The 23,781-nt window shown below is 52.5% G+C and carries 27 protein-coding genes, 2 tRNA genes and 4 other RNA genes; 16 read left to right on the top strand and 17 right to left on the bottom strand.

Annotated features, from left to right (window positions below):
- Positions 1-243: 243 nt before the first annotated feature.
- A complete protein-coding gene (gene phoH / locus ABGB15_RS13195; RefSeq protein ID WP_168714504.1) occupies positions 244-1,032 on the top strand; it encodes a phosphate starvation-inducible protein PhoH in 789 nt (262 codons plus the stop codon).
- 66 nt (positions 1,033-1,098) lie between these two features.
- Here phoH and ABGB15_RS13190 read toward each other — a convergent pair whose 3' ends face one another.
- Positions 1,099-1,464: a helix-turn-helix domain-containing protein gene (locus tag ABGB15_RS13190; RefSeq protein WP_215722984.1), complete on the bottom strand. Its 366-nt coding sequence runs from the start codon at positions 1,462-1,464 to the stop codon at positions 1,099-1,101.
- Between the two features lie 89 nt (positions 1,465-1,553).
- Here ABGB15_RS13190 and ABGB15_RS13185 point away from each other — a divergent pair, with 89 nt between their 5' ends.
- Together ABGB15_RS13185 and ABGB15_RS13180 are read left to right on the top strand one after the other, a co-directional pair.
- Complete coding sequence (locus ABGB15_RS13185) at positions 1,554-1,709, top strand: hypothetical protein (RefSeq protein WP_215722983.1); 156 nt, start codon at positions 1,554-1,556, stop codon at positions 1,707-1,709.
- Complete coding sequence (locus ABGB15_RS13180; protein ID WP_152084157.1) at positions 1,709-2,488, top strand: SDR family oxidoreductase; 780 nt, start codon at positions 1,709-1,711, stop codon at positions 2,486-2,488. Before ABGB15_RS13185 ends, ABGB15_RS13180 begins: the two co-directional genes overlap by 1 nt.
- Before the next feature lie 146 nt (positions 2,489-2,634).
- Here ABGB15_RS13180 and ABGB15_RS13175 read toward each other — a convergent pair.
- From ABGB15_RS13175 to ABGB15_RS13160, 4 genes are all read right to left on the bottom strand, one after another.
- A non-coding RNA gene (locus tag ABGB15_RS13175) (RtT sRNA) lies at positions 2,635-2,772 on the bottom strand.
- 45 nt (positions 2,773-2,817) lie between these two features.
- A tRNA-Ser gene (locus ABGB15_RS13170) sits at positions 2,818-2,905 on the bottom strand.
- Between the two features lie 146 nt (positions 2,906-3,051).
- Complete coding sequence (locus ABGB15_RS13165; RefSeq protein ID WP_215722982.1) at positions 3,052-3,729, bottom strand: isochorismatase family protein; 678 nt, start codon at positions 3,727-3,729, stop codon at positions 3,052-3,054.
- Positions 3,730-3,749: 20 nt separating this feature from the next.
- Positions 3,750-4,610 carry a pirin family protein gene (locus tag ABGB15_RS13160; RefSeq protein WP_215722981.1) on the bottom strand — a complete coding sequence of 287 codons (861 nt, stop codon included), beginning with the start codon at positions 4,608-4,610 and terminating at the stop codon, positions 3,750-3,752.
- Positions 4,611-4,719: 109 nt separating this feature from the next.
- On the opposite strand from ABGB15_RS13160, the gene ABGB15_RS13155 reads away from it, so the two are divergent.
- Positions 4,720-5,625, top strand: a complete 906-nt coding sequence (locus ABGB15_RS13155; protein ID WP_152084160.1) for a LysR family transcriptional regulator — start codon at positions 4,720-4,722, stop codon at positions 5,623-5,625.
- A 123-nt stretch (positions 5,626-5,748) separates the two neighbouring features.
- Here ABGB15_RS13155 and ABGB15_RS13150 read toward each other — a convergent pair.
- The 4 genes from ABGB15_RS13150 to ABGB15_RS13135 form a co-directional block, all read right to left on the bottom strand.
- Positions 5,749-5,885, bottom strand: a non-coding RNA gene (locus ABGB15_RS13150) — RtT sRNA.
- Between the two features lie 45 nt (positions 5,886-5,930).
- Positions 5,931-6,068: non-coding RNA, RtT sRNA (locus ABGB15_RS13145), on the bottom strand.
- Between the two features lie 45 nt (positions 6,069-6,113).
- Positions 6,114-6,251: non-coding RNA, RtT sRNA (locus ABGB15_RS13140), on the bottom strand.
- 45 nt (positions 6,252-6,296) lie between these two features.
- A tRNA-Ser gene (locus ABGB15_RS13135) sits at positions 6,297-6,384 on the bottom strand.
- Between the two features lie 232 nt (positions 6,385-6,616).
- On the opposite strand from ABGB15_RS13135, the gene ghrA reads away from it, so the two are divergent.
- The 4 genes from ghrA to ABGB15_RS13115 all read left to right on the top strand — a co-directional run bounded on the left by ghrA (position 6,617) and on the right by ABGB15_RS13115 (position 9,531).
- Positions 6,617-7,555, top strand: coding sequence for a glyoxylate/hydroxypyruvate reductase GhrA (ghrA, locus tag ABGB15_RS13130; protein WP_215722980.1), 939 nt, complete (start codon positions 6,617-6,619; stop codon positions 7,553-7,555).
- 84 nt (positions 7,556-7,639) lie between these two features.
- A complete protein-coding gene (locus ABGB15_RS13125) occupies positions 7,640-8,377 on the top strand; it encodes a phosphatase (RefSeq protein WP_152084162.1) in 738 nt (245 codons plus the stop codon).
- Positions 8,378-8,397: 20 nt separating this feature from the next.
- The gene (locus ABGB15_RS13120) at positions 8,398-8,952 is read left to right on the top strand and encodes a molecular chaperone (protein WP_152084163.1); all 555 of its coding nucleotides are present in this window, start codon (positions 8,398-8,400) and stop codon (positions 8,950-8,952) included.
- A gap of 96 nt (positions 8,953-9,048) precedes the next feature.
- Positions 9,049-9,531, top strand: coding sequence for a DUF1097 domain-containing protein (locus ABGB15_RS13115; RefSeq protein ID WP_152084164.1), 483 nt, complete (start codon positions 9,049-9,051; stop codon positions 9,529-9,531).
- 43 nt (positions 9,532-9,574) lie between these two features.
- On the opposite strand, the gene csgG is transcribed toward ABGB15_RS13115, so the two are convergent.
- From csgG to csgD, 4 genes are read right to left on the bottom strand one after another with little or no spacing between them, the layout of a single operon-like run.
- The gene (gene csgG, locus ABGB15_RS13110; protein ID WP_152084165.1) at positions 9,575-10,408 is read right to left on the bottom strand and encodes a curli production assembly/transport protein CsgG; all 834 of its coding nucleotides are present in this window, start codon (positions 10,406-10,408) and stop codon (positions 9,575-9,577) included.
- Between the two features lie 26 nt (positions 10,409-10,434).
- A complete protein-coding gene (csgF, locus tag ABGB15_RS13105) occupies positions 10,435-10,851 on the bottom strand; it encodes a curli production assembly/transport protein CsgF (protein ID WP_152084166.1) in 417 nt (138 codons plus the stop codon).
- Positions 10,852-10,877: 26 nt separating this feature from the next.
- Positions 10,878-11,267, bottom strand: coding sequence for a curli production assembly/transport protein CsgE (gene csgE, locus ABGB15_RS13100; RefSeq protein WP_152084167.1), 390 nt, complete (start codon positions 11,265-11,267; stop codon positions 10,878-10,880).
- 4 nt (positions 11,268-11,271) lie between these two features.
- Complete coding sequence (gene csgD, locus ABGB15_RS13095; RefSeq protein WP_152084168.1) at positions 11,272-11,922, bottom strand: biofilm master transcriptional regulator CsgD; 651 nt, start codon at positions 11,920-11,922, stop codon at positions 11,272-11,274.
- Positions 11,923-12,678: 756 nt separating this feature from the next.
- On the opposite strand from csgD, the gene csgB reads away from it, so the two are divergent.
- The 5 genes from csgB to ymdB all read left to right on the top strand — a co-directional run bounded on the left by csgB (position 12,679) and on the right by ymdB (position 15,134).
- Positions 12,679-13,134, top strand: coding sequence for a curli minor subunit CsgB (csgB, locus tag ABGB15_RS13090; protein WP_152084169.1), 456 nt, complete (start codon positions 12,679-12,681; stop codon positions 13,132-13,134).
- A 39-nt stretch (positions 13,135-13,173) separates the two neighbouring features.
- On the top strand, positions 13,174-13,626 hold the full coding sequence (gene csgA, locus ABGB15_RS13085; protein WP_152084170.1) for a curli major subunit CsgA: 453 nt from the start codon (positions 13,174-13,176) through the stop codon (positions 13,624-13,626).
- Between the two features lie 60 nt (positions 13,627-13,686).
- A complete protein-coding gene (csgC, locus tag ABGB15_RS13080; RefSeq protein ID WP_152084171.1) occupies positions 13,687-14,019 on the top strand; it encodes a curli assembly chaperone CsgC in 333 nt (110 codons plus the stop codon).
- 165 nt (positions 14,020-14,184) lie between these two features.
- Positions 14,185-14,505, top strand: a complete 321-nt coding sequence (locus ABGB15_RS13075) for a type 1 fimbrial protein (protein WP_152084172.1) — start codon at positions 14,185-14,187, stop codon at positions 14,503-14,505.
- An 86-nt stretch (positions 14,506-14,591) separates the two neighbouring features.
- Entirely contained in the window at positions 14,592-15,134 is a 543-nt protein-coding gene (ymdB, locus tag ABGB15_RS13070) for an O-acetyl-ADP-ribose deacetylase (protein WP_152084173.1), read from the top strand.
- A gap of 38 nt (positions 15,135-15,172) precedes the next feature.
- On the opposite strand, the gene mdoC is transcribed toward ymdB, so the two are convergent.
- Entirely contained in the window at positions 15,173-16,309 is a 1,137-nt protein-coding gene (gene mdoC / locus ABGB15_RS13065) for a glucans biosynthesis protein MdoC (protein ID WP_152084174.1), read from the bottom strand.
- A gap of 273 nt (positions 16,310-16,582) precedes the next feature.
- On the opposite strand from mdoC, the gene mdoG reads away from it, so the two are divergent.
- The 3 genes from mdoG to ABGB15_RS13050 are packed head-to-tail and all read left to right on the top strand — an operon-like array spanning position 16,583 to position 20,923.
- Positions 16,583-18,118: a glucans biosynthesis protein MdoG gene (gene mdoG / locus ABGB15_RS13060; protein ID WP_215722979.1), complete on the top strand. Its 1,536-nt coding sequence runs from the start codon at positions 16,583-16,585 to the stop codon at positions 18,116-18,118.
- Complete coding sequence (mdoH, locus tag ABGB15_RS13055) at positions 18,111-20,639, top strand: glucans biosynthesis glucosyltransferase MdoH (RefSeq protein WP_152084176.1); 2,529 nt, start codon at positions 18,111-18,113, stop codon at positions 20,637-20,639. Before mdoG ends, mdoH begins: the two co-directional genes overlap by 8 nt.
- Positions 20,640-20,695: 56 nt before the next feature.
- The gene (locus tag ABGB15_RS13050) at positions 20,696-20,923 is read left to right on the top strand and encodes a YceK/YidQ family lipoprotein (protein WP_152084177.1); all 228 of its coding nucleotides are present in this window, start codon (positions 20,696-20,698) and stop codon (positions 20,921-20,923) included.
- A gap of 6 nt (positions 20,924-20,929) precedes the next feature.
- Here the strand turns inward: ABGB15_RS13050 and ABGB15_RS13045 are convergent, their stop codons facing one another.
- From ABGB15_RS13045 to ABGB15_RS13035, 3 genes are all read right to left on the bottom strand, one after another.
- Complete coding sequence (locus ABGB15_RS13045; protein WP_152084178.1) at positions 20,930-21,304, bottom strand: MysB family protein; 375 nt, start codon at positions 21,302-21,304, stop codon at positions 20,930-20,932.
- 99 nt (positions 21,305-21,403) lie between these two features.
- Complete coding sequence (gene mdtG / locus ABGB15_RS13040) at positions 21,404-22,621, bottom strand: multidrug efflux MFS transporter MdtG (protein ID WP_152084179.1); 1,218 nt, start codon at positions 22,619-22,621, stop codon at positions 21,404-21,406.
- Between the two features lie 140 nt (positions 22,622-22,761).
- Positions 22,762-23,688 (bottom strand): Kdo(2)-lipid IV(A) acyltransferase, encoded by a 927-nt coding sequence (locus ABGB15_RS13035; RefSeq protein ID WP_152084180.1) that lies wholly within the window; start codon positions 23,686-23,688, stop codon positions 22,762-22,764.
- Positions 23,689-23,781 lie beyond the last annotated feature (93 nt).

The raw sequence follows: 23,781 nt of genomic DNA, 5'->3' as shown, positions 1-23,781 counted from the left end.
AACAACCGCAGCACCCGGCGCGGAGGCTCAGACTCCGGCAGCGATTTCTTCACCACGAAATTCCCCCCTTCACCTCAAGAATCTGATTCCACCGACGTGCAGAACGGTGCGCGTAGCTATTCTGTATCGTCATCCGGTAAAGCAAGCAATGGCTTACAAGGAAGCCAACCCTCTGATGTTCGTGCGCATAATCGTGCCGACGCTGGCGCGTGTGATGAATACCAACAACTCAAGGTGCTATCCATGGGAAGACAAAAAGCAGTGATCAAAGCTCGTCGCGAAGCAAAACGTGTGCTGAGACGGGATTCACGTAGCCATAAACAACGTGAAGAAGAATCGGTCACCTCGCTTGTGCAGATGAGTGGCGTAGAAGCAATTGGCATGGCGCGTGACAGCCGTGATACTTCACCAATTGTGGCGCGTAATGAAGCTCAGGCGCACTACCTGAATGCTATCGAGAGTAAACAGCTCATCTTTGCAACCGGTGAAGCCGGATGCGGGAAAACGTGGATTAGTGCAGCCAAAGCGGCGGAAGCTCTGATCCATAAGGACGTGGACAGGATTATCGTCACTCGTCCGGTACTGCAAGCTGATGAAGATCTCGGCTTCTTGCCCGGAGATATTTCGGAGAAGTTTGCCCCGTACTTCAGGCCCGTCTATGACGTGCTGGTGAAGCGGCTGGGCGCATCCTTTATGCAGTACTGCCTGCGACCAGAGATTGGCAAGGTGGAAATCGCGCCGTTCGCCTATATGCGCGGACGTACATTTGAAAATGCGGTCGTCATTCTTGACGAGGCTCAGAACGTGACTGCTGCGCAAATGAAGATGTTTTTAACGCGCCTCGGGGAGAACGTGACGGTTATCGTCAACGGCGATATTACCCAGTGTGACCTGCCATCCGGCGTGAAATCCGGACTGAGCGACGCGATGTCACGTTTTGAGGAAGATGAGATGATCGGCGTGGTGCGTTTTACAAAAGATGACTGCGTCCGTTCGGCGCTGTGCCAGCGCACGCTGCAAGCGTACTACTGAGTGTGAGATTGTGTTGAAGGCCTGGGAAACCAGGCCTTATTTTTATGGGCGTTACCTGAGGCGCAATTATAAAGACTTGTGCGTGTCGTCAGCAGGGATGGCCTGACAGGTTTCGCGCTTTTCGGCCCATTTCAGCATGGCATCCAGCGCCGGGCACAGGGCTTGCCCCCATTCCGTAAGGCGGTATTCAACCTTTGGCGGCACCTGCGGGTAGAGTTTTCTCGAAACGATTCCGTCGGACTCAAGCTGTCGCAGCTGTTGAGCTAACATCTTTTGCGAGATCCCAGGGATCAATTTTTCAAAGTCTGAGTAACGCTGAACTTTTCCGTCGAAAAGATGGAAAAGAATGATTAATTTCCAGCGACCTTCCAGCAGTCGAATGACCTCTTCAACACCGAATGCCGCTGTGGCAGGCGTGTAAACCTTACTCATAATTCAGTAACTTACTTTTTTGTGCGTTCTTGATGTTTTTACAGTCTATGGTGAAAATGCCTGTACTGCAACTAACAGGAGCCAGCACGATGTCACTCTTTTTTCCTGCCGTTCTTTCTGCCTGCTTTGAGGCGGATATCGCGAATGTTATTCACTGCTTCACGGCAGATGCACGGGTTATCGATGAACTCAGTCATGCTTGCGGACTGGTGGATGGCAAGATCTCAACGCTGGAGATGGTGTAATGTCTATGAATCTTGAGCTACAAGGGAAACGAATTCTGGTAACCGCAGGGACGAAGGGCGTTGGAAAAGCGGTGGTGGGGCTTTTTCGTGAACTCGGCGCGAAAGTATTAACCACAGCAAGAACACAGCCTGCGGAAGCGATAGCCGATGTTTTTATCGCGGCGGATCTCACCACGATTGAGGGATGTGAGAGCGTGGCCAGGGCGGTACAGGTTCACTTTGGCGGCGTTGATATTATTGTTCATGTTGCCGGTGGCTCAACTGCACCGGGCGGTGGCTTCGCTGCATTAGGTGAAGAGGAATGGCAGCAGGAGTTAAACCTTAACCTGCTGCCTGCCGTCCGGCTGGATCGTGCGTTGTTACCCGGTATGCTGGAGCAGGGGGAAGGCGTGATTATTCACGTTACATCCATTCAGCGTGAACTCCCCTTGCCACAATCGACGACCGGCTATGCGGCGGCGAAGGCCGCGTTATCGACCTACAGTAAAAGCCTGTCAAAAGAGGTTTCTCCAAAGGGGGTACGTGTGGTACGTGTGGCACCAGGATGGATTGAAACGGAAGCGTCTGTGGCTATGGCCGAACGGCTGGCGTTGCAGGCGGGGACAGATTATGAAGGTGGAAAGAAAATTATCATGGATGCCCTGGGCGGTATTCCGCTGGGGCGTCCGTCGAAGCCGATTGAAGTGGCAAACCTGATCGCTTTTCTGGCCTCGCCACGTGCGGCAACGATCACCGGAACAGAATTTGTGATTGACGGTGGAACGGTTCCGACGGTGTAGGCATCGGGAGCGCTGTAGTTGCGCGCTCAGTCTGTCCAACTGGCTGTCGCCAGTTGTCGAACCCCGGTCGGAGGTTCTCATCCCCCCAGCCCGGAGAATATAAAAGAAAAAAGCCCGTACTTTCGTACGAGCTCTCATCTCAAATATGGCGGTGAGGGGGGGATTGACTCGCTACGCTCGCCCTGCGGGCAGCCTGTTCGCTGCGCTCACAGTCTGTCCAACTGGCTGTCGCCAGTTGTCGAACCCCGGTCGGAGGTTCTCATCCCCCCCAGCCCGGAGAATATAAAAGAAAAAAGCCCGTACTTTCGTACGAGCTCTCATCTTGAATATGGCGGTGAGGGGGGGATTCGAACCCCCGATACGTTGCCGTATACACACTTTCCAGGCGTGCTCCTTCAGCCACTCGGACACCTCACCATATTGTTTTGCTGCCTGACCGCTTGGGGGCAACGGGGCGCTACTATAGGGAGTTGCGCTAAAACGGTCAAGCAGATTTTCTGCTTTAGTGCTTGTTCGGTTAAGCAATAATCAGCTCCACGGTTTTTACACCGCGGAGCCTGTGATTAACGCTGTGAATCGAGTGCTTCACTATTTTTTACGACGTCCTGCGCTTTACTGTAACTTTCGATCAGCAACTGGTAAGCCGGGAAAATGTGCGTATAGACTTCTGCCCATTCGGCGGCATCTGCACGGTTCCAGGTGCGCTGGATCTCAGAGGCAACAGCGGCGGTATCCATCGGGACGACGCCCGCCTGTACCACGCGCGCCAGGGTGATCTCCTGCGCCATTTTGCTGTAGGTGCCTGAAGCGTCGATCACCGCAAACACTTTATAGCCATCAGCCACGGCGCTGATAGACGGAAACGCCATGCAGACGCTGGTAATCGTTCCCGCAATAATCAGCGTTTTGCGTCCGGTCGCTTTCACTGCTGCAACAAATTCCGGGTTATCCCAGGCGTTAATCTCACCTTTACGCGCCACATATTGTGCATGAGGTGCGTTGGCGTGGATCTCCGGAATGAGCGGACCATTCGGTCCTTGCGGGACCGACGCGGTGGTGATCACCGGGATATTTGCCAGCGAAGCGATTTTCGCCAGTGCCGCAGCGCGGGCACGCAGCTCCGGCATTGGCATATCACCCACGGTTTGAAACAGACCGCTCTGGTGATCGATAAGCAGCATGACCGCATCATTTACATCAATTGCGGGACGTGCGCCGTTGAAGTTAGCAGGGGTAGACATAATCCTCTCCTTTATTGCTCTCAGATCTGGCCGAAGCGGCCGGAATTGAAATCGCGAATGGCTTCGGCGATTTCGGTTTTACTGTTCATGACAAACGGGCCATAACCGACGACAGGTTCGTTCAGCGGTTCACCGGCCATCAGCAACACTTTGGCATCGCGGCTGGCTTCCAGATGTAGTTTGTCGCCGTCCTGACTCAGGACGATTAGCTGTGCTTCACCGGCCTGGCTCGTACCGTTCACTACTACGTTCCCTTCAAGCACAACCAGCGCCGTGCTCCAGCCCTCGGGCTGATTAAGCGTAAGAAATTTTCCCTGATGCAGCGTGATATCCCATACGTTCAGCGGGGAGAACGTGTGTGCCGGGCCCGCCACGTCCTGGTAACGGCCTGCGATAACCCGCACCTCTCCGCTGTTTTCAGGCAACGCCACCACCGGGATATCGCCTTTCGTGATGCTCTGGTAACCGGGTGTGGCCATTTTGTCTTTCGCAGGCAAATTGACCCACAACTGCATCATTTTCAGTTCGCCTCCTTTCTGCGAGAACGCGCTGGAGTGGAACTCTTCATGCAGAATGCCCGCACCCGCTGTCATCCACTGCACGTCGCCGGGGCCAATGACACCACCTCTGCCGGTGGAATCACGGTGTTCGACCTCACCGGAATAGACGATGGTGACGGTTTCAAAACCACGGTGAGGGTGCTCGCCCACGCCGCGTTTTACGCCGTCTGCCGGGAAGGTATGCGGTCCCGCGTAGTCAAGCAGCAAGAACGGGCTGAGTGGTTCACCATGCGTCTGGTAAGAAAACATCGAGCGAACCGGAAAACCGTCGCCGACCCAGTGCTGACGTGGTGCGGTATAAACGCCTGTTACGTTTTTCATGATTAACTCCTGATGTTTTGTTGATGTAATTAGCTTATATTCGGAGTTAATATCCCGGTAGATAGTTAAAATGACATTCACTGTTCCATAAACAGAACAATGAGGATTTATGCAGGATCTCAACGACTTCATGTGGTTTGTGAAAGTGGTCGACTGCGGTGGGTTTGCTGCGGCGGGCAGAGTGCTCGATCAGCCCAAGTCGAAACTGAGCCGCAGGATTGCCCAGCTAGAAGCACGGCTTGGCGTGCGGCTAATACAGCGCACGACGCGTCAGTTTACGGTCACGGAAGTGGGGCAGACATTCTATCAGCACTGCAAAGCGATGCTGGTAGAAGCGGAAGCGGCGGAGGAGGCTGTCGCTGCACTGCAGGCTGAACCGCGTGGTATTGTCAGGATCACCTGTCCTGTTACGTTGTTGCATGTCCACGTGGGGCCAATGCTGGCGAGGTTTATGGCGCTCTATCCCGGCATTAATCTCCAGCTTGAGGCGACCAACCGGCGGGTGGATCTGGTGGGCGAAGGGATCGATGTCGCAATCCGCGTTCGTCCGCGTCCGTTTGATGACAGCGATCTGGTGCTCAGAGTGCTGGCGGACAGGGGGCATTGTCTTGTGGCGAGCCCGCTGCTGATTGAACGCATGGGAAAACCGGTTATGCCTTCGGAGCTCAGTGAGTGGCCAGGTCTGAGCATGGGCGCAGGTAAGCAACTGCATAAGTGGGAACTCAGTGGGCCTGAAGGGGCGAAAGCGGAGATCCATTACTCGCCACGCTTTATTACCACCGACATGCTGGCACTGCGGGAAGCGGCAATGGCGGGTGTGGGTGTGGTGCAGTTGCCGATTTTGATGGTGAAAGATCAGTTAGCGTCCGGAGAACTGGTTCGGGTGCTGGACGCGTGGGAACCACGGCGGGAGGTGATCCATGCGGTGTATCCTTCACGGCGTGGGTTGTTGCCGTCGGTAAGGACGCTGGTGGATTTTCTTACCGAAGAGTATGCGCGGATGGTGGAAGAATAGCGTCTTTTGTAGGTCGGGTAAGCGCAGCGCCACCCGACATGAATCTTGCACAGTGCATCCCCCCAGCCCGGAGAATATAAAAGAAAAAAGCCCGTACTTTCGTACGAGCTCTCATCTCAAATATGGCGGTGAGGGGGGGATTGACTCGCTACGCTCGCCCTGCGGGCAGCCTGTTCGCTGCGCTCACAGTCTGTCCAACTGGCTGTCGCCAGTTGTCGAACCCCGGTCGGAGGTTCTCATCCCCCCAGTACGGAGAATATAAAAGAAAAAAGCCCGTACTTTCGTACGGGCTCTCATCTTGAATATGGCGGTGAGGGGGGGATTGACTCGCTACGCTCGCCCTGCGGGCAGCCTGTTCGCTGCGCTCGCAGTCTGTCCAACTGGCTGTCGCCAGTTGTCGAACCCTGGTCGGAGGTTCTCATCCCCCCCAGTACGGAGAATATAAAAAAAAAAAGCCCGTACTTTCGTACGAGCTCTCATCCTGAATATGGCGGTGAGGGGGGGATTGACTCGCTACGCTCGCCCTGCGGGCAGCCTGTTCGCTGTGCTCACAGTCTGTCCAACTGGCTGTCGCCAGTTGTCGAACCCCGGTCGGAGGTTCTCATCCCCCCCAGCCCGGAGAATATAAAAGAAAAAAGCCCGTACTTTCATACGGGCTCTCATCTTGAATATGGCGGTGAGGGGGGGATTCGAACCCCCGATACGTTGCCGTATACACACTTTCCAGGCGTGCTCCTTCAGCCACTCGGACACCTCACCATATTGTCATCCCGGCGTTGTCGGGACGGGCGCTAATGTAAGGAAAAGCCGAACGGCCGTCAACTCACTTTTTCAGTAAATTAGCGCGTTTAGACAAACTTCAGGCAACCTGATTCCGAAATGTGCTAAAAGTGCCTCTTTTATCAGCAACGCGGTTTGCCGATAAATTTGTTATGCTGGCAATCCAGTTGAAAATGAAAACAAAACAGCGCAATAAAAGGCAGGAATGACCATGGATATAATCTTTTATCACCCTACGTTTGATACCGCTTACTGGATTAAGGCACTTTCGGCAGCGCTGCCGGGCGCACGCGTTCGCGAGTGGAAGCGGGGCGATAATGAACATGCCGACTACGCGCTGGTCTGGCATCCGCCGGTTGAAATGCTCCAGGGGCGCGAACTGAAGGCCGTGTTTGCCCTGGGCGCGGGCGTCGATTCCATTCTCAGCAAACTGAAGGCGCACCCGGAAATGCTACCCGAGCATATTCCACTGTTCCGTCTGGAAGATACTGGCATGGGCCAGCAAATGCAGGAATATGCGGTGAGCCAGGTACTCCACTGGTTCCGCCGTTTTGATGATTATCAGGCATTTAAGCAGCAATCACACTGGAAGCCGCTGCCGGATTATCAGCGCGAAGATTTTACTATCGGTATTCTTGGTGCTGGCGTACTGGGCTCGAAAGTCGCTGAGGCGCTGGCCCCGTGGGGATTCCCGCTGCGCTGCTGGAGCCGCAGCCGCAAAGACTATCCGGGTGTACAGAGTTTTGCCGGAACCGACGAACTCGGTGCCTTCCTGAAAGGCACGCGTGTGCTCATTAACCTGCTACCCAATACAGCAGAGACGGTCGGCATCATTAACAGTACGCTACTGAACCAACTGGCTGACCAGAGCTATTTGATGAACCTGGCGCGTGGCGTTCACCTGGTGGAAGCCGATCTCCTCAATGCTCTGGAAAGTGGCAAACTCAAAGGGGCAATGCTGGATGTCTACAGCCGTGAACCACTGCCAGCGGACAGCCCGCTGTGGGCGCACCCGCGCGTGGCGATGACACCGCATGTGGCAGCGGTCACGCGCCCGGCAGAAGCCGTGGCTTATATTTCCCACACCATCAGCCAGATGGAGCAGGGACACGCCGTCACCGGGCAAGTCGACAGACAGCGCGGTTACTAAGAGAAACCCGGCGTTGGCCGGGTTTTTGCTAATATTCGCCGCTGATAACTGCTATCCTTTGGAAAAAACGCAGAGGAGAGAAAGATGTATCCCGTTGACCTGCATATGCACACCGTCGCCAGTACCCACGCGTATAGCACCCTGCATGATTACATCGCGCAAGCGAAGCTAAAAGGCATCAAGCTGTTTGCCATTACCGATCACGGTCCTGATATGGCTGATGCGCCGCACTACTGGCATTTTGTGAATATGCGCATCTGGCCACGTCTGGTCGATGGCGTTGGGATACTGCGCGGCATCGAAGCGAACATCAAAAATACCGACGGTGAAATCGACTGCACCGGGCCGATGCTCACCTCGCTGGATCTGATTATTGCTGGCTTCCATGAGCCGGTTTTTGCACCGCAGGATAAAGAGACAAACACCACGGCGATGATCGCCACGATTGCCAGCGGCAACGTGCATATTATCAGCCATCCAGGCAACCCTAAGTTCCCGATTGATATCCAGGCTGTCGCGCAGGCGGCGGCTAAACACCGCGTCGCGCTGGAGATTAATAACTCCTCTTTTGTCCACTCGCGTAAGGGCAGTGAAGCAAATTGTCGCGACGTGGCGGCGGCCGTTCGGGATGCCGGAGGCATGGTGGCGCTGGGCTCTGATTCGCATACGGCATTTACGCTCGGTGATTTTAATGAATGTCTGAAAGTGCTTAAGGATGTCGGTTTCCCGGAAGAGCGTATCCTGAACGTCACGCCGCGGCGGATGCTTGATTTCCTTGAGTCGCGTGGAATGACCCCGATTGACGAATTTGCCGATCTTTAATTGTGTACTGGAATAAAAACATGAATGAATTTTCCATCCTCTGTCGCGTGCTGGGTACGCTTTACTACCGTCAGCCACAAGACCCACTGCTGGTTCCACTCTTTACGCTGATCCGTGAAGGAAAGCTGGCGCAGAACTGGCCGCTGGAACAGGATGATTTACTGGCGCGCCTGCAAAAATCCTGTGACATGCAGCAGATTTCCACGGATTACAACGCGCTCTTCGTGGGTGAAGAGTGTCGCGTTTCGCCGTATCGCTCTGCCTGGCAGGACGGTGCGACGGAGGCCGAAGTGCGTGCGTTTCTCTCTGAGCGCGGCATGCCGCTGACCGATACGCCAGCCGATCACATTGGTACATTGTTGCTGGCAGCCTCCTGGATTGAAGATCATGCGGGTGAGGATGAAAACGAAGCCATCGAAACCCTGTTTGAAGAGTACCTGCTGCCGTGGTGCGGGGCTTTCCTCGGCAAGGTTGAGGCGCATGCCACGTCCCCCTTCTGGCGAACGCTGGCACCCCTGACCCGAGACGCGATTGCCGCCATGTGGGATGAACTGGAAGAAGAGAATGAAGAGTGATTTAAATCACAAAATTTCTGCAACGATACATTTCAACTTGCACGTAATGTGCTTCTGATCTCATTTCTCTGGTGCGCTTCTGCTAAGATGCGCACCATGAACATATTACTTTGCATTGCACTTACAACGGGCATTCTCTCCGGGCTTTGGGGATGGGTGGCTGTCTCTCTTGGTTTGCTGAGCTGGGCCGGTTTCCTCGGTTGCACGGCCTACTTTGCTTGCCCGCAGGGTGGCGTAAAAGGTTTGTTTATCTCTGGCTGCACCATGATGAGCGGTGTTATCTGGGCGCTGGTCATTATGAAAGGCAGCGCGCTGGCTCCGCATCTTGAGATCCTGGGTTATGCCATGACGGGCGTGGTCGCGTTTCTGATGTGCGTCCAGGCGAAGCATCTGCTGCTCTCTTTTGTGCCGGGAACCTTCATTGGTGCTTGTGCAACCTTTGCGGGGCAGGGCGACTGGAAGCTGGTTGTGCCATCGCTGGCGCTGGGGCTGCTGTTTGGCTATGCCATGAAAAACAGCGGCCTGTGGCTGGCATCCCGACGAGAAAGGGCTCAGAACACCACACCGGTGAGTGAATAAAAAAAGGCGAGATCATGATCTCGCCTTTTTTGTCTGTTTCCGATCAGGATTCCGGGGGCACCGACATTTCGCGGTATTTCACCAGAACCTCATTTTTTGCATCGTTTTTATTCTGCAGATCCCACAGCCCGCGATCGATACCATCATTAATCAGGAAGATGACGCCCGTTTCGATGGCTGACATCAGGCACAGCATCACCGGTTCATTGGAGGTATATCCGATTTCACCCTCCAGCAAACGCTGGTAATCAATGAAGCGGAACACCCCGGCCTGTACTTCATAGGAGAGAATGGTTTTGCTGGTATTCACGGAGGATAAAATCTCACCCGTGCTGACATTGACCACACGCAGGTTGACGGCAATCTGGTCGAGCTGGTATTGCGTATCTGCGCCAATACCGAAGTAACGGGCACCCACACCACCGGATTTCACATTACTTTCGTAGCCGATAATGGAGCCTTCCACCATGATATTGGCTGCGGTGAGAGACTGAAGCGGCATTCGGTTATTGACGCCGACGGTGCCATTTTCCTGAGCGGCGCGGATAATTTTACGCTCGTTCAGCAGGTTTTGTAGCCCCTGACGTTCCAGAGGAATAAACCAGCGTGAATCCTTCAGCGCGGTGACCAGCATCGCGGTAGCGCTCTGTGGCACCGCCGTTGAGAAGTTACTTGCCGGGTACGGTTTGAACTGTCCGGTTTCGTCCTGAATATTATAAACCGAGACAAATATCTTACCGGTTGGTGTCGGCAAATGCGTCAAATCGCGATAGCTTTGTGCCCGAGGCATTAATGTTGGCTTAGCGGCTTCTTTCGGTGGAGCAGTTAAACAACCGCTCAATAAGCACACTGCAACAATTATTAAAAAGCGCTGCATGATGATTGTCCTTATTTCGACGTTGTTTAGAAATCAGTTGAATTAGACTGCAAACCCGAAACCTGGATTGTCGATGTTTTTCCGGTTTTACGGTCAGTCACATTCAACTGAAGCTGCCCGTCTTTATTGGCGATATCGACAATAAAGTCGTTTGTCACCATGCGGCCGGGTTTACCGGTGTTAATATTGGTTAATAAGCCACCTAATATTTGCGACTGGATGGCCTGAGTAAAGTTATCCAGCGCTGATGGGGTTTCGATACCGAAATCGTCATCATAGCTGGGGTCCTTATACGAGTTTTGAGCCTGGGCTTCGTTAAGCATGAATGCCCCGTTGTTCGGGTTACCGCCAAAGTTAGGGTTGCGGAACTGGAAGGTCATATTTCCGGCCCAGCTTAGCGGCGCAATGAGCATTAACGAGATCACTGTGTGTGCGAGACGCATTACAGCCTCCAAAATAGGTATCGTTGCTAGAACTCATCTTTTGCTAAATCACCAGTGCTCAACAGCGCTTTATCTAGCTGCAGACGATTAATAGCCTCTTCTGTTTGTGCCAGTGCGAAAGCGACGTTCTTATCGAAGTCTCTTTTCGTCGGGAATAAGAAGGTCTGGTAAATAACATCCTGATTCGCTGTTATTGTTATCCAGCTTCCCCAACGTGCGCTGGGCCGTTCGTTGATTGTTAAGTTACCGGGGTAATCACTTTCCCATTTATCACTGAAGGCACGGTAAAAATCGTGCCCGACAGAAGAGACAGTGTGGTCGGTCAACAATCCGGGAACTTCAACTTCCACAGCCTGGAGGTTCCCGGCAGCAAGCAGAAAGCCTGCTGCGGCAATCCAACTCAACGTGCGTTTCATGCTATTAACGCCTGAGGTTATCGTTTGCCCATGAAACTGCCTGAGTTCGGTTTTTAACAGCTATCTTCTTGAAAAGATTATAAAGGTGCGTCTTAACCGTATTTTCGCTGATAAATAACGAACGGGCGATTTCAATATTTGAAGCACCAATGCGCAGCTTGTTCAGGATCTCTTTCTCACGATGCGTCAGCAGTGCGGATTCTGAACTGTTATAGCGATAATTACCGGAGTGTGTAATGAGATAGCTGGCAAGTTTTTGCGAGAAATAACATTCTCCCCGTAATATACCTTGCAGCCCTTCCACGACACGATCTTCTTCTTCAGTGACGTAGAATACGCCATTGATATGCGGCCAGCTTTCAATATCTCTGAAAGGATATTCGTCAGGGGTATTCAATAATAACACGCGGATATTATTGTTTTTCCTGCTTAAGTTATCTTGCCAGTAATGAATAAGTTTTTTATCCGCTTCCATCATATCGAGAAGAATGATGCTGCCAGATGCAATATCATCAAAAGAACGTTGAATATTATGCAATTTCCCGTTCAGTGACAGAGATTGCTTTAAGTGCTGCAATAGTGCTGTCGCTTGTAAAGAAGGCTTTGTGATCAACAATAATGTATGACCATGTAAACTATGGACTTCATTAAACATGATGAAACCCCACTTTATTTATGACACCTGACAGCTGTCCCTCGCTAATAGAGAAAGAGACACCAGAGGTACTGACAGATGTGGCACTGCTGTGTGTAGAATCAAACCATCCCCCCAGAGGGGGAGATAAATAAAAACAAAATGACTTACTGCTGATTTCAATCTAGCTATTACGAACTTTAAAGCAAGTGTTAATCATGTAACTAAATGTAAAAATCAATATTAAATTGTGTATTTCTGGTGGGTAATTAGTTTTAATTTAATAGAAAAGTTGTACACATTAATATCAGTGCACAGATTTTAAAAATCATACAAATTATTATATCTATATGAAGTATAACGATATATTTATTTTGGTGTGGGTGGTTTTCTGGTATGAGAACAGAGAAAAAACTAAGCCCTGGTTCAACTGTGTAAGGCATCTTAAGAAAACATGCTGTGTGTCACGAGGCTTGTAAAAAATCATCTCTGGCTAACGTGAAGTCGCGACAGGTAAGGCTGGACAGGCACTCCTTACAGTGTACAACCTGTAACTGACTCTTTTTTTATTTGCACTAAGTTACGCTGATTCCTGCGTATTTTGGCGAGAATTAATACTTTGAGGTGAAACCAATAATAAAAATAAGCCGCGCGGGTGAGATATTTAAATTGTTTCGGCAGACATACTCTTCACCGTAACGCGGCGTTAACAAAATACGAAACGCGTTAACACTGAATGAACGTTAATTTGTGTATAGCCAGGTCCAGGGTGACAACATGAAAAACAGAACGTTATTTATGATGTTTACATTACTGGGTGCGCCTGGATTTGTAATCGCAGGGGATTCAGATTTGGCAGGTTCTGAATATAACTTTGCGGTTAATGAATTAAGCAAGTCTTCATATAATCAGGCAGCCATTATTGGTCAACAAGGCTCAGGTAATAATGCCAATGTTCGCCAGGGCGGTTCTAAATTACTGTCCGTTGTTTCTCAGGAAGGTGGAAACAATAGAGCGAAAGTTGATCAATCAGGGACTTACAATCTTGCTTATATTGATCAGGCCGGCAACGGGAATGATGCGAGTATTAAGCAGGAAGCCTTTGGTAATACCGCAATGATTATCCAAAAAGGGTCGGGTAACAGGGCGAATATTACGCAGTATGGTACTCAGAAAACAGCAGTCGTAGTACAGAGACAGTCACAAATGGCTATTCGCGTTATTCAGCGCTAGTGCGTTGTGACAAATTAATCAATCCGATGGGGGTTTACCATGAAACTTTTCAAAGTGGCAGCAATTGCAGCAATCGTAGTTTCTGGCAGTGCTTTCGCAGGTGCGGTTCCACAATTCGGTGGCGGTGGTGGCGGCTGGGGTGGCGGTAATAGCGGCCCTGACTCAACCCTGAGCATTTACCAGTACGGTGGCGGCAACTCCGCTGTTGCCTTGCAAACTGATGCTAAAGACTCTGATCTGACCATTACTCAGCATGGCGGCGGTAACGGCGCTGATGTAGGACAAGGCTCTGATGAGAGCTCCATTGATCTGCTGCAGAAAGGCTTTGGTAACAGTGCAACCATTGACCAGTGGAATAGCAAAGATTCCATCATCAATGTTAAACAGTTCGGCGGCGGCAACGGCGCGGCAGTGGACCAGACCGCTTCCGGGTCAACTGTAACTGTGCACCAGGTCGGCTTCGGCAACAACGCCACTGCGCATCAATACTAATTTCAAATCTGTGCTACAAAAAAACAGGGCATTTGCCCTGTTTTTTTTCGGGAGTGCATCATGAATACGTTATTACTCCTTGCCGCATTATCCAGCCAAATTACTTTTCAAACCTCTCAGCAAGGGCATATGACAACCATTATTCCGCAGGTCACTCTGACCGAATCGTGTGAATGCCAGGTTCAGATTCTGTCAATGCGTCAGGGAGCAGGGGGGCAAAGTACATCCCGGCAGCAAAATAACCGTTCTATACCCGCTAATCAGACGATTGATTTGACACGGTTGAGTTTAAATATCGAATCAGGGGATTCAGTGACCATTATTGTCACTGTCTCTGACGGAAAATCGCTTCATTTATCACAACAGTGGTCGCCTCCAGACCGCACGCTTTAATCATTCAGTAAATCAATGATTTGCAGATGTGGCGGGAGTGGAAAGGTGTAACTATGATGTTATCAGGAGCTGAATAAATAGTGATATTCAACTGCCTGATACCGCCTTGTCATAATGGAGCGCTTTTTACCCCTCATGGATGAATTACATTGAGGAGTACATCTTGTGACTAAATCTACCGCTCTGCTCATTTCAGGTTTTGGCCTGATCGCCTCTGCTTTTATCACGCCTGCATTTTCAGCGACCATCGTGAATGGTGGTGTCATTCATTTTCGTGGTGCCATTGTTGCCGACCCTTGCGAGATTACACCTCAACATCGCCAGTTCGCGATGTCCTGTCCGGAAAATAATCGTATGCGGACGCGCATGGTAAGTTATGAGGAGGCCCTTAATGGTCGGACTGCGTATCCGGGGCTGACCACGGTCAGTATGAAATACCTTAATCCGGATAAAACACTGGCTGTCGTCCAGGTTGACTATCGGTAGCCGTTAACGCTCTTTTACACGACACGTTTTTTCTCCCCCTCCCTCTGCGATACACTTATAAAAAAGGCGGGTAGCAGAGGGTGTTTATGAAACCGCAAATCGACGTTATTCACGGTGACATCACGACATTGCACGTTGACGTGATCGTCAATGCAGCGAATCCATCATTAATGGGAGGCGGTGGTGTGGATGGCGCGATCCATCGCGCTGCCGGGCCGCAGCTTCTGGAAGCATGCAAGGCTGTACGTCAGCAGCAGGGGGAGTGTCCTCCGGGGCATGCCGTGATTACGCTGGCAGGCGATCTCCCTGCGAAAGCGGTTATTCACGCCGTCGGGCCGGTATGGCATGGCGGAGATCGGCACGAAGCGAGACTTCTGGAAGATGCTTACCGAAACTGCCTGCGTCTTGCAGCTGATAATGGTTACAAAACCCTGGCGTTTCCGGCCATCAGTACCGGTGTTTACGGTTATCCGAAGGCCGCGGCCGCTACGATAGCGGTGAATACGGTATACCACTATCTTTCCCTTAAACCGATGCCGGAAAAGGTGATCTTTGTCTGTTTTGATGAAGAAACCACTCACCTTTATAAGCGGCTCCTGACCCAACGCGGGCAAGAGCTGGATACCTGATTCCGCAAAAGCGGCACCTGAAGGTGCCGCTCTGTTTATCATGCTTTAACGAGTGGTTTTCCCGAGAAGAGGAAACGCAGCAACGGGATACGTAAATGAATTTCGTATAACGCGATGGCAATCCCCACCACGAAGATCAACCCGGTGAAGAAGCCCAGCGTATTGGAGGCGATATGCGGGGTAATGTAAGCCCCGAAGAACAGCGTCAACGGGTGATGGACCAGGTAAATAAACAGTGACGCATTGACGAAATAGGTCACTCGGCTGGATTTAAAGTTCAGCAGGCGGTGGCCCAGGGCAAACACCACGTTAACCATCCATAAGCCCAGCAGCATGGTGATCACGCTTTCCGTTTCGTACATCCACGCGTCACCGCTGCCGTAGCGCTGATTGAGCAGGTAGGCCGCGAACGCCAGTGCGGCACCGCCAGTACACCAGGGGGAAGGCGTGGTAAACAGCGATTTCAACTGTGGATAGACAAACGCCAGCGCGCCAGCCAGGAAGAAGGGGATGTAGAACAGGGATTGCATCACCACAAAATTAAACAGCCCGTCGCTCAGAATCGGGGGATAGATAATGAACAGCGTGCGTCTGATGGCCGCGTAGACAATCCCCAGCACCAAAAAGAGCAGGGACAGTTTACCGAGCGTCATGTTGGCGAAAAAGGTGTCCGATGAAGTGCTTAAATGTCGGCGCAGACGGCTGAATATCACCAGACTGACCGTGGTCAGCACCACCAGCACCAGCAGGAACCAGAGGTGAGAGATCAACTCCCAGACCAGCGTGTTGTATTTTTCATACAGCGACAGATTCGGCCAGTCTGCTGCTTTACCTTTCACGTACTGCAACATAATGAATTGCGGTAACGTCAGCAGAGGAATCGCCGTCAGCATCGGAATGCCGACGCGCTCCACGCGAACTTTCCACCAGCGTTTCATCGGATAGCGCAAAAACAACATATAAGAAAAATAGCCGGAAATGACAAAGAACACCTGCATCCGAAAGGCGTGGATAAAGTCATTAAACAGCGTGAGCCACCAGGAAGGCATCTGGCTGTTAACGTGCCAGGTGTGGCTGGAGTAAATCAGTGAGATGTGAAAGGGTATCCCCAACAGCATTAGCCATGCCCGGATAGAATCGAGGAAATATTCACGTTGTACGGGTGTAGTGCTCATATAACTTTGCGCATTCTCAGACTTTTCGCCTTATCCCTAAGACTCATAATGGTTACATTCGACGCCAACCCTACACCAAGACCGACACCCTGTCTCCAGGATAAGCACGCAAAGTGAAAAGCGGGTTCTTTCATTTGCTTAATCCCTGAGCCAGCGAGCTGAACAAAGCGGTGATAATGTTGTCGGATTGCCTGAGTTTCCATTAAAATGGATCGGATCGATATAAGCACACAAAGGGGGAAGTGCTTACTTATTATGAAACATAAATCACAAATGATGAAAATGCGTTGGTTGGGTGCGGCAGTGGTGTTGTCCCTGTATACCTCATCAGCCCTGGCCTTTAACATCGATGATGTCGCAAAACAGGCAAAATCGATGGCGGGCAAGAGCTACGAAGCGCCGAAAAGTAACCTGCCCTCCGTTTTTCGCGACATGAAGTACGCGGACTATCAGCAGATCCAGTTCAATCACGACAAAGCGTACTGGAACAACATTAAAACCCCGTTCAAACTTGAGTTTTATCACCAGGGTATGTACTTCGACACGCCTGTTGCCATCAATGAAGTGACGGCGACCGCGGTACGTAAAATCAAGTACAGCCCGGATTATTTCAATTTTGGCGATGTGCAACACGATAAAGATACGGTAAAGGACCTCGGCTTCGCAGGCTTTAAGGTGCTTTATCCGATCAACAGCAAAGACAAAAACGACGAAATCGTCAGCATGCTCGGTGCCAGCTACTTCCGCGTGATTGGTGCGGGGCAGGTGTACGGGCTTTCCGCGCGTGGCCTGGCCATTGATACCGCGCTGCCATCAGGTGAAGAATTCCCTCGCTTTCGCGAGTTCTGGATCGAGCGTCCAAAACCAACCGACAAACGTCTGACGATCTATGCTCTGCTGGACTCCCCTCGTGCGACAGGTGCATACCGCTTCGTTATTATGCCAGGTCGTGACACGGTTGTTGACGTACAGTCTAAAGTTTACCTGCGCGATAAAGTGGGCAAACTGGGCGTCGCGCCGCTGACCAGTATGTTCCTGTTCGGGCCGAACCAGCCGTCTCCGGCCACTAACTTCCGCCCGGAACTGCATGATTCCAATGGCCTCTCTATTCATGCCGGTAACGGTGAGTGGATCTGGCGTCCGCTGAATAACCCGAAACATCTCGCTGTCAGCAGCTTCGCGATGGAAAACCCACAGGGCTTTGGCCTGCTGCAGCGTGGCCGCCAGTTCTCTCGCTTTGAAGACCTGGACGATCGCTACGACCTGCGTCCAAGCGCCTGGGTAACGCCGAAGGGTGACTGGGGTAAAGGAAAAGTTGAGCTGGTTGAGATCCCAACTAACGATGAAACCAACGACAACATCGTGGCGTACTGGACACCGGATCAGCTTCCGGAAGCCGGTAAAGAGATGAACTTCAAATACGCCATTACTTTCAGCCGTGACGAAGACAAGCTGCACGCGCCGGATAATGCCTATGTCATGCAGACGCGTCGTTCTACGGGTGATGTGAAGCAGTCTAACCTGATCCGTCAGCCAGATGGCACGCTTGCCTTTGTGGTGGACTTCGCGGGTCAGGATATGAAAAAACTGGCTCCGGACACGGCTGTTACCGCGCAGGCCAGCATTGGTGATAACGGTGAAATCGTTGAAAACACCGTGCGTTATAACCCGGTTACCAAAGGGTGGCGTTTAACCCTGCGCGTGAAAGTGAAAGATCCGAAACAGACCACCGAAATGCGCGCTGCGCTGGTCAGCAACGATCAGCCACTGAGTGAAACCTGGAGCTATCAGCTACCTGCCAATGAATAATACAACTGAATATATTGATGCCCTGCCGCTGACGGACATTGAAAAAGCGGCACTGCCTAAGAGCGACATCCGCGCGGTGCAAACCGCGCTGGATGGTGAACATCATCCGTTTACCCGTGATGATGACACGCCTCTGGGGTCAGTGAAGGCGCGTCTGGAGCAGGCGTGGCCAGATTCTCTGGCAGAAGGGCAACTGATCAAAGACGACGAAGGGCGTGACCAGCTTCAGGCGATGCCGAAAGCTACGCGTTCGTCTATGTTCCCCGATCCGTGGCGCACTAACCCGGTGGGTCGCTTCTGGGATCGCCTGCGCGGACGTGACGTTACACCACGCTACCTGTCTCGTCTGACCAAAGAAGAGCAGGCGTCTGAACAGAAATGGCGTACCGTCGGCACCATTCGTCGCTACATCCTGTTGCTGCTGACGCTGGCACAAACGGTGGTCGCCACCTGGTACATGAAAACCATTCTGCCGTACCAGGGCTGGGCGCTGATCAACCCGGCAGACATGATGGGCCAGGATATCTGGGTCTCCTTCATGCAGCTGCTGCCGTATATTCTGCAGAGCGGTATCCTCCTGTTGTTCGCCGTCCTTTTCTGCTGGGTATCGGCCGGTTTCTGGACGGCGCTGATGGGCTTCCTGCAGTTGCTGATGGGGCGTGACAAATACAGCATTTCTGCGTCAACGGTCGGGGATGAACCCCTGAATCCTGAGCACCGTACGGCGCTGATTATGCCTATCTGTAACGAAGACGTTGACCGCGTATTTGCGGGGCTGCGTGCGACCTGGGAGTCCGTAAAGGCGACCGGTAACGCTGAGCATTTCGACGTCTACATCCTGAGCGACAGCTACAACCCGGATATCTGCGTGGCAGAACAAAAAGCCTGGATGGAGCTGATTGCGGAAGTGCAGGGCGAAGGCCAGATTTTCTATCGCCGTCGCCGTCGTCGTGTGAAGCGTAAAAGCGGTAACATTGATGACTTCTGCCGTCGCTGGGGAAATCAGTACAGCTATATGGTGGTACTGGATGCGGACTCCGTGATGAGCGGTGACTGTCTGAGCGGTCTGGTGCGCCTGATGGAAGCCAACCCGAACGCCGGTATTATTCAGTCTTCACCAAAAGCCTCCGGTATGGACACGCTGTACGCGCGTTGCCAGCAGTTCGCAACCCGTGTTTACGGCCCGCTGTTTACCGCAGGTCTGCACTTCTGGCAGTTGGGTGAGTCTCACTACTGGGGACACAACGCCATTATCCGCGTGAAGCCGTTCATCGAGCACTGTGCGCTTGCGCCACTGCCGGGTGAAGGGTCGTTCGCCGGGTCGATTTTGTCGCATGACTTCGTGGAAGCAGCGCTGATGCGTCGTGCGGGGTGGGGCGTCTGGATTGCCTACGATCTGCCTGGCTCATACGAAGAATTGCCGCCGAACTTGCTGGACGAACTTAAGCGTGACCGCCGCTGGTGTCACGGTAACCTGATGAACTTCCGTCTGTTCCTGGTCAAAGGGATGCACCCGGTTCACCGTGCGGTGTTCCTGACGGGCGTGATGTCTTATCTCTCCGCACCGCTGTGGTTTATGTTCCTTGCGCTTTCGACGGCTCTGCAGGTCGTGCATGCTCTGACGGAACCGCAATACTTCCTGCAGCCGCGCCAGCTGTTCCCGGTGTGGCCGCAGTGGCGTCCGGAGCTGGCGATTGCGCTGTTTGCTTCTACTATGGTGCTGCTGTTCCTGCCGAAGCTGCTCAGTATCATCCTGATCTGGTGCAAAGGTTCGAAAGAGTACGGCGGTTTCTGCCGTGTCACCCTTTCGTTGCTGCTGGAAGTGCTGTTCTCCGTGCTGCTGGCACCGGTACGTATGCTGTTCCACACCGTGTTTGTGGTCAGTGCGTTCCTAGGCTGGGAAGTGGTCTGGAACTCCCCGCAGCGTGATGATGACTCCACGCCGTGGAGCGAAGCCTTTATGCGTCACGGCTCTCAGTTGCTGCTGGGGCTGGTATGGGCGGCCGGGATGGCATGGCTGGATCTGCGCTTCCTGTTCTGGCTGGCACCGATTGTCTTCTCGCTGATCCTGTCGCCGTTTGTGTCTGTGATCTCCAGCCGTTCAACGGTGGGCCTGCGTACCAAACGTTGGAAGCTGTTCCTGATCCCGGAAGAGTATTCCCCGCCGCAGGTGCTGGTGGACACCGATAAGTATCTGGAGCTGAACCGTAATCGTTCGCTGGCTGATGGCTTTATGCACGCTGTGTTTAACCCGTCATTCAATGCGCTGGCAACCGCGATGGCAACCGCCCGTCACCGCGCCAGTCAAGTGCTGGAGATTGCCCGCGATCGCCACGTTGAGCAGGCGCTGAACGAGACACCGGAAAAACTGAACCGCGACCGTCGTCTGGTCCTGTTAAGCGATCCGGTTACAATGGCGCGACTTCACTACCGTGTCTGGTCTGCCCCGGAGAGATATTCTTCCTGGGTAAACTACTATAAGACACTGAAGCTCAATCCACTGGCGTTGAAAGCGAAGTAAGCTGCGCAATATAAAAATACCGGCTTAGTTGCCGGTATTTTTTTATGAGGTCATAAATGAAAATAGTCTTTGTCGTCATAATGGCGATGCTGCTCAGCGGTTGTGGCAGTATCATCAGCCGCACCATTCCGGGGCAAGGTCACGGTAATCAGTATTACCCCGGCGTGAAATGGGACGTTCGGGATTCAGCATGGCGTTACCTGACCGTGCTCGATTTACCCTTCTCACTTATTTTCGACACACTACTGTTGCCTGTGGATGCCAGCCATGGCCCTTATGAGTAAACGACCTTAACGCTCGTCCCACTCATCTGCTGCGGTCTGGCCCTCTTCTGTATCCAGCGGAGGTTCGAGCTGAAACTCGCCTTCATCCCATTCATGTAGCGTATTCTCTTCAAGCCACTCCTGACGTAATTCGATTTCATCGTAGTCGCCGTCAAAGACGGCCTGCGCACCTTCACCGCTCAGTATCGGCAAACACTCTCCGTCTGCACCTTCGTCAGCGAAGAATTCGGCCTGCCACATAATATCGCCGTCCTGCAGAACATATTTTTGGATATTGAGTTGTTGCACGTCAGCATTTTCTTCCTCAATGCCGGGATTATCGGCGAGGAATTCTTCGCGTGCGGCATCAATCGCTTCTTCCAGCGTGGCGTACATGGTCATCGGTGTCTCCCTGTTTTTTGAGAAGGTATTCAGGGAAAGGATAGCTGATTATCTGATTTTGCAAGTATGAATGCGAAAATAAGCCGTCACGCATCTGTGTTATTCAGCCACCGGGCGTAATGCCCTGGATAAACTGAACCAGGAATAGATGGCGTTAAACAGAACGACACCCGCCGTGACGATAAAGACGGCCCGGAAACCAAAAGTGGCCGAAATGCCCGCGCCAACCAGCGGCCCGGTGACGTTACCAATATCGCGAAACGACTGGTTGTAGCTGAAAATACGTCCGGCAATTTGATTGGTGGAGTTGTACACCAGTAGGGTTTGCACTGCGGGGAGCAAAGCGCCATCTGCAGCGCCCAGTAAAAAGCGCAACACACCTAACTGCCACGGCGATTGCACTATCGACATGGGGATCAGCAGCAGAACGGAGATCACCAGCGCGCAGATCAGGATCTTTTCAGGCCCGACACGATCGCCCAGTTTACCCAGTCGCGGGGCGCTGATCAGCGCTGCGACGCCAGGAACAGAAGCAATAAGCCCGCTGATAAACGCGATATTGCTGACGTTCCCCGCCAGGTCACGAACATACAGCGTAAGAATGGGGGCAATCGAACCGGTCGCCACCTGGATAATCATCGTGGTGACGAACAGGCTGAGCACCAGCTTAGGATTCTTTAACGAAGCCAGCACATCCCGCGCGTGAAGCATCTCTTTTTTGGCGACGGGTGTGAAGTTCTCACGAATGCAGATGAGCGTCACGATAAAACAAAGGAACAGCACGCTGGCGGTAATGAAGAAAACCGGACGCAGGCCGTAATTATCCGCCAGCAAACCGCCTGCCAGGGGGCCGAGAAGCGCGCCGCTGACTGCGCCTGTTGAGAGTGTTCCCAGAGCCCAGCCGCTTTTTTGTCGGGGAATTTGTGTGGCAATGAGCGCGTTAGCGTTAGGAACAAAGCCGCCCAGCAGGCCGAGCAACGCGCGCAGGATCAGGAACTGCCAGACATTCTGTGCCAGCCCCATCAACACCATAATGATGGACATTCCAAGCGCTGAGCGCAGCAACATGATCTTTCGTCCTTTGCGGTCAGCAAGGCCTCCCCAGAACGGCGAAGCAATGGCAGAGAACAGAAAGGTAATACTGAAAACCAGCCCGGACCACATATTGAGTTCGCTGTGGCCGGTAACGCCCAGTTGTTCAACGTAGAGGGGAAGGAAGGGCATCACCAGGCTAAAGGCGGCACCGGTAAGAAAACAGCCGAGCCAGGCAATAGTAAGATTACGTTTCCAGTTTATGGGGGCATCTGAGGGTGACATAACAATCCGCATAACGAGGTGCAGGGCACCGGGGCGTGTGAGGTACTAAGCCTGCTAATTATGCGCCTGGGTTATGATTGCTGCAATGTCAGAGAGCTTTTAAAGCTAAAACAGATGCGGCCGGAGTGGCCGCATGAGGATCAATAGCGCGAAGGCACACCCTTCGGACGGGTTTTGAAGCGGCGATGTAACCACATATACTGCTCCGGGGCGAGCATGATGCATTTCTCAACAATGCCGTTCATCCAGCGGGCTGTAGTCTCTGCATCGTCCAGCGGCGGGCTCATTTCCGGCTCCAGCATGATCAGCTGATAGCCTGAGCCATCCGGCTTGCGACGTGGCACAAACGGAACGATAGCGGCTTTGGACATGCGCGCCAGCATCCAGGTGCCGGTGGTGGTGGCAGCCTCTTCAACGGCAAAGAAGGGGACAAACACACTCGCCTGCGGGCCGTAATCGTGGTCCGGAGCATACCAGATCACTTCACCGGATTTCAGTGCCCGAATCATGCCCTTCAGATCTTTACGGTCAATCATGCTTTTATTGGAGCGCATGCGGCCCCAGGTCTGCAGCAAATCAATCACCGGGTTGTCGTTAGGCCGGTAAACGCCAATACCCGGTGCCTGCATACCAAACATACGTGCGCCAATTTCGAGCGTCAGGAAATGGACGCCAATCAGCAGCACGCCCGTCTGATTAGCCTGAAGGGTGTGCACCGGTTCCATGCCCGTTCCGGCAACTTCCGTCCAGCGGGCCATACGTTTGTTGGACCAGAACCACGCCATACCGGTCTCCATCAGCCCCATGCCGACGGATTCGAAATTTTTTACCACCATCTCGTGGCGTTCCGATTCGCTCATCTGCGGAAAGCAGAGTTCAAGGTTGCGATACGCGATCCTGGCGCGGCGTTTCATGAACTGCTGAGCAATACGACCCATCCCTTTGCCCAGGCGGAAAATAACGGGATAAGGGAGCTGTACGAGAAGCCACAAAAAACCAATGCCTGTCCAGGTTAACCAATAGCGAGGATGCAAAAGAGCGGCAGTAAATTTTGGTAACTGGGTCATGTCTGTCCTGTGTTCTAACGTCCTGAATGGCTATTGTCTCATTTTTTGAGTCATAGCCAAAATGTCTGTCGTCGAAACGTGCACGAATGCAGC

Origin of the sequence: Enterobacter sp. MALB-1, from assembly GCF_041021625.1 — a bacterium.
In the GTDB taxonomy this organism is placed as follows: domain Bacteria; phylum Pseudomonadota; class Gammaproteobacteria; order Enterobacterales; family Enterobacteriaceae; genus Enterobacter; species Enterobacter oligotrophicus.
This window is presented reverse-complemented; position numbering and strand designations above follow the sequence as displayed.

Excerpts from the sequence above, each read along its gene's own strand:
- phoH (WP_168714504.1), top strand. The coding sequence starts at position 244 with ATGGGAAGACAAAAAGCAGTGATCAAAGCTCGTCGCGAAGCAAAACGT.
- ABGB15_RS13190 (WP_215722984.1), bottom strand. The coding sequence starts at position 1,464 with ATGAGTAAGGTTTACACGCCTGCCACAGCGGCATTCGGTGTTGAAGAG.
- ABGB15_RS13185 (WP_215722983.1), top strand. The coding sequence starts at position 1,554 with ATGTCACTCTTTTTTCCTGCCGTTCTTTCTGCCTGCTTTGAGGCGGAT.
- ABGB15_RS13180 (WP_152084157.1), top strand. The coding sequence starts at position 1,709 with ATGTCTATGAATCTTGAGCTACAAGGGAAACGAATTCTGGTAACCGCA.
- ABGB15_RS13165 (WP_215722982.1), bottom strand. The coding sequence starts at position 3,729 with ATGTCTACCCCTGCTAACTTCAACGGCGCACGTCCCGCAATTGATGTA.
- ABGB15_RS13160 (WP_215722981.1), bottom strand. The coding sequence starts at position 4,610 with ATGAAAAACGTAACAGGCGTTTATACCGCACCACGTCAGCACTGGGTC.
- ABGB15_RS13155 (WP_152084160.1), top strand. The coding sequence starts at position 4,720 with ATGCAGGATCTCAACGACTTCATGTGGTTTGTGAAAGTGGTCGACTGC.
- ghrA (WP_215722980.1), top strand. The coding sequence starts at position 6,617 with ATGGATATAATCTTTTATCACCCTACGTTTGATACCGCTTACTGGATT.
- ABGB15_RS13125 (WP_152084162.1), top strand. The coding sequence starts at position 7,640 with ATGTATCCCGTTGACCTGCATATGCACACCGTCGCCAGTACCCACGCG.
- ABGB15_RS13120 (WP_152084163.1), top strand. The coding sequence starts at position 8,398 with ATGAATGAATTTTCCATCCTCTGTCGCGTGCTGGGTACGCTTTACTAC.
- ABGB15_RS13115 (WP_152084164.1), top strand. The coding sequence starts at position 9,049 with ATGAACATATTACTTTGCATTGCACTTACAACGGGCATTCTCTCCGGG.
- csgG (WP_152084165.1), bottom strand. The coding sequence starts at position 10,408 with ATGCAGCGCTTTTTAATAATTGTTGCAGTGTGCTTATTGAGCGGTTGT.
- csgF (WP_152084166.1), bottom strand. The coding sequence starts at position 10,851 with ATGCGTCTCGCACACACAGTGATCTCGTTAATGCTCATTGCGCCGCTA.
- csgE (WP_152084167.1), bottom strand. The coding sequence starts at position 11,267 with ATGAAACGCACGTTGAGTTGGATTGCCGCAGCAGGCTTTCTGCTTGCT.
- csgD (WP_152084168.1), bottom strand. The coding sequence starts at position 11,922 with ATGTTTAATGAAGTCCATAGTTTACATGGTCATACATTATTGTTGATC.
- csgB (WP_152084169.1), top strand. The coding sequence starts at position 12,679 with ATGAAAAACAGAACGTTATTTATGATGTTTACATTACTGGGTGCGCCT.
- csgA (WP_152084170.1), top strand. The coding sequence starts at position 13,174 with ATGAAACTTTTCAAAGTGGCAGCAATTGCAGCAATCGTAGTTTCTGGC.
- csgC (WP_152084171.1), top strand. The coding sequence starts at position 13,687 with ATGAATACGTTATTACTCCTTGCCGCATTATCCAGCCAAATTACTTTT.
- ymdB (WP_152084173.1), top strand. The coding sequence starts at position 14,592 with ATGAAACCGCAAATCGACGTTATTCACGGTGACATCACGACATTGCAC.
- mdoC (WP_152084174.1), bottom strand. The coding sequence starts at position 16,309 with ATGAGCACTACACCCGTACAACGTGAATATTTCCTCGATTCTATCCGG.
- mdoG (WP_215722979.1), top strand. The coding sequence starts at position 16,583 with ATGATGAAAATGCGTTGGTTGGGTGCGGCAGTGGTGTTGTCCCTGTAT.
- mdoH (WP_152084176.1), top strand. The coding sequence starts at position 18,111 with ATGAATAATACAACTGAATATATTGATGCCCTGCCGCTGACGGACATT.
- ABGB15_RS13050 (WP_152084177.1), top strand. The coding sequence starts at position 20,696 with ATGAAAATAGTCTTTGTCGTCATAATGGCGATGCTGCTCAGCGGTTGT.
- ABGB15_RS13045 (WP_152084178.1), bottom strand. The coding sequence starts at position 21,304 with ATGACCATGTACGCCACGCTGGAAGAAGCGATTGATGCCGCACGCGAA.
- mdtG (WP_152084179.1), bottom strand. The coding sequence starts at position 22,621 with ATGTCACCCTCAGATGCCCCCATAAACTGGAAACGTAATCTTACTATT.
- ABGB15_RS13035 (WP_152084180.1), bottom strand. The coding sequence starts at position 23,688 with ATGACCCAGTTACCAAAATTTACTGCCGCTCTTTTGCATCCTCGCTAT.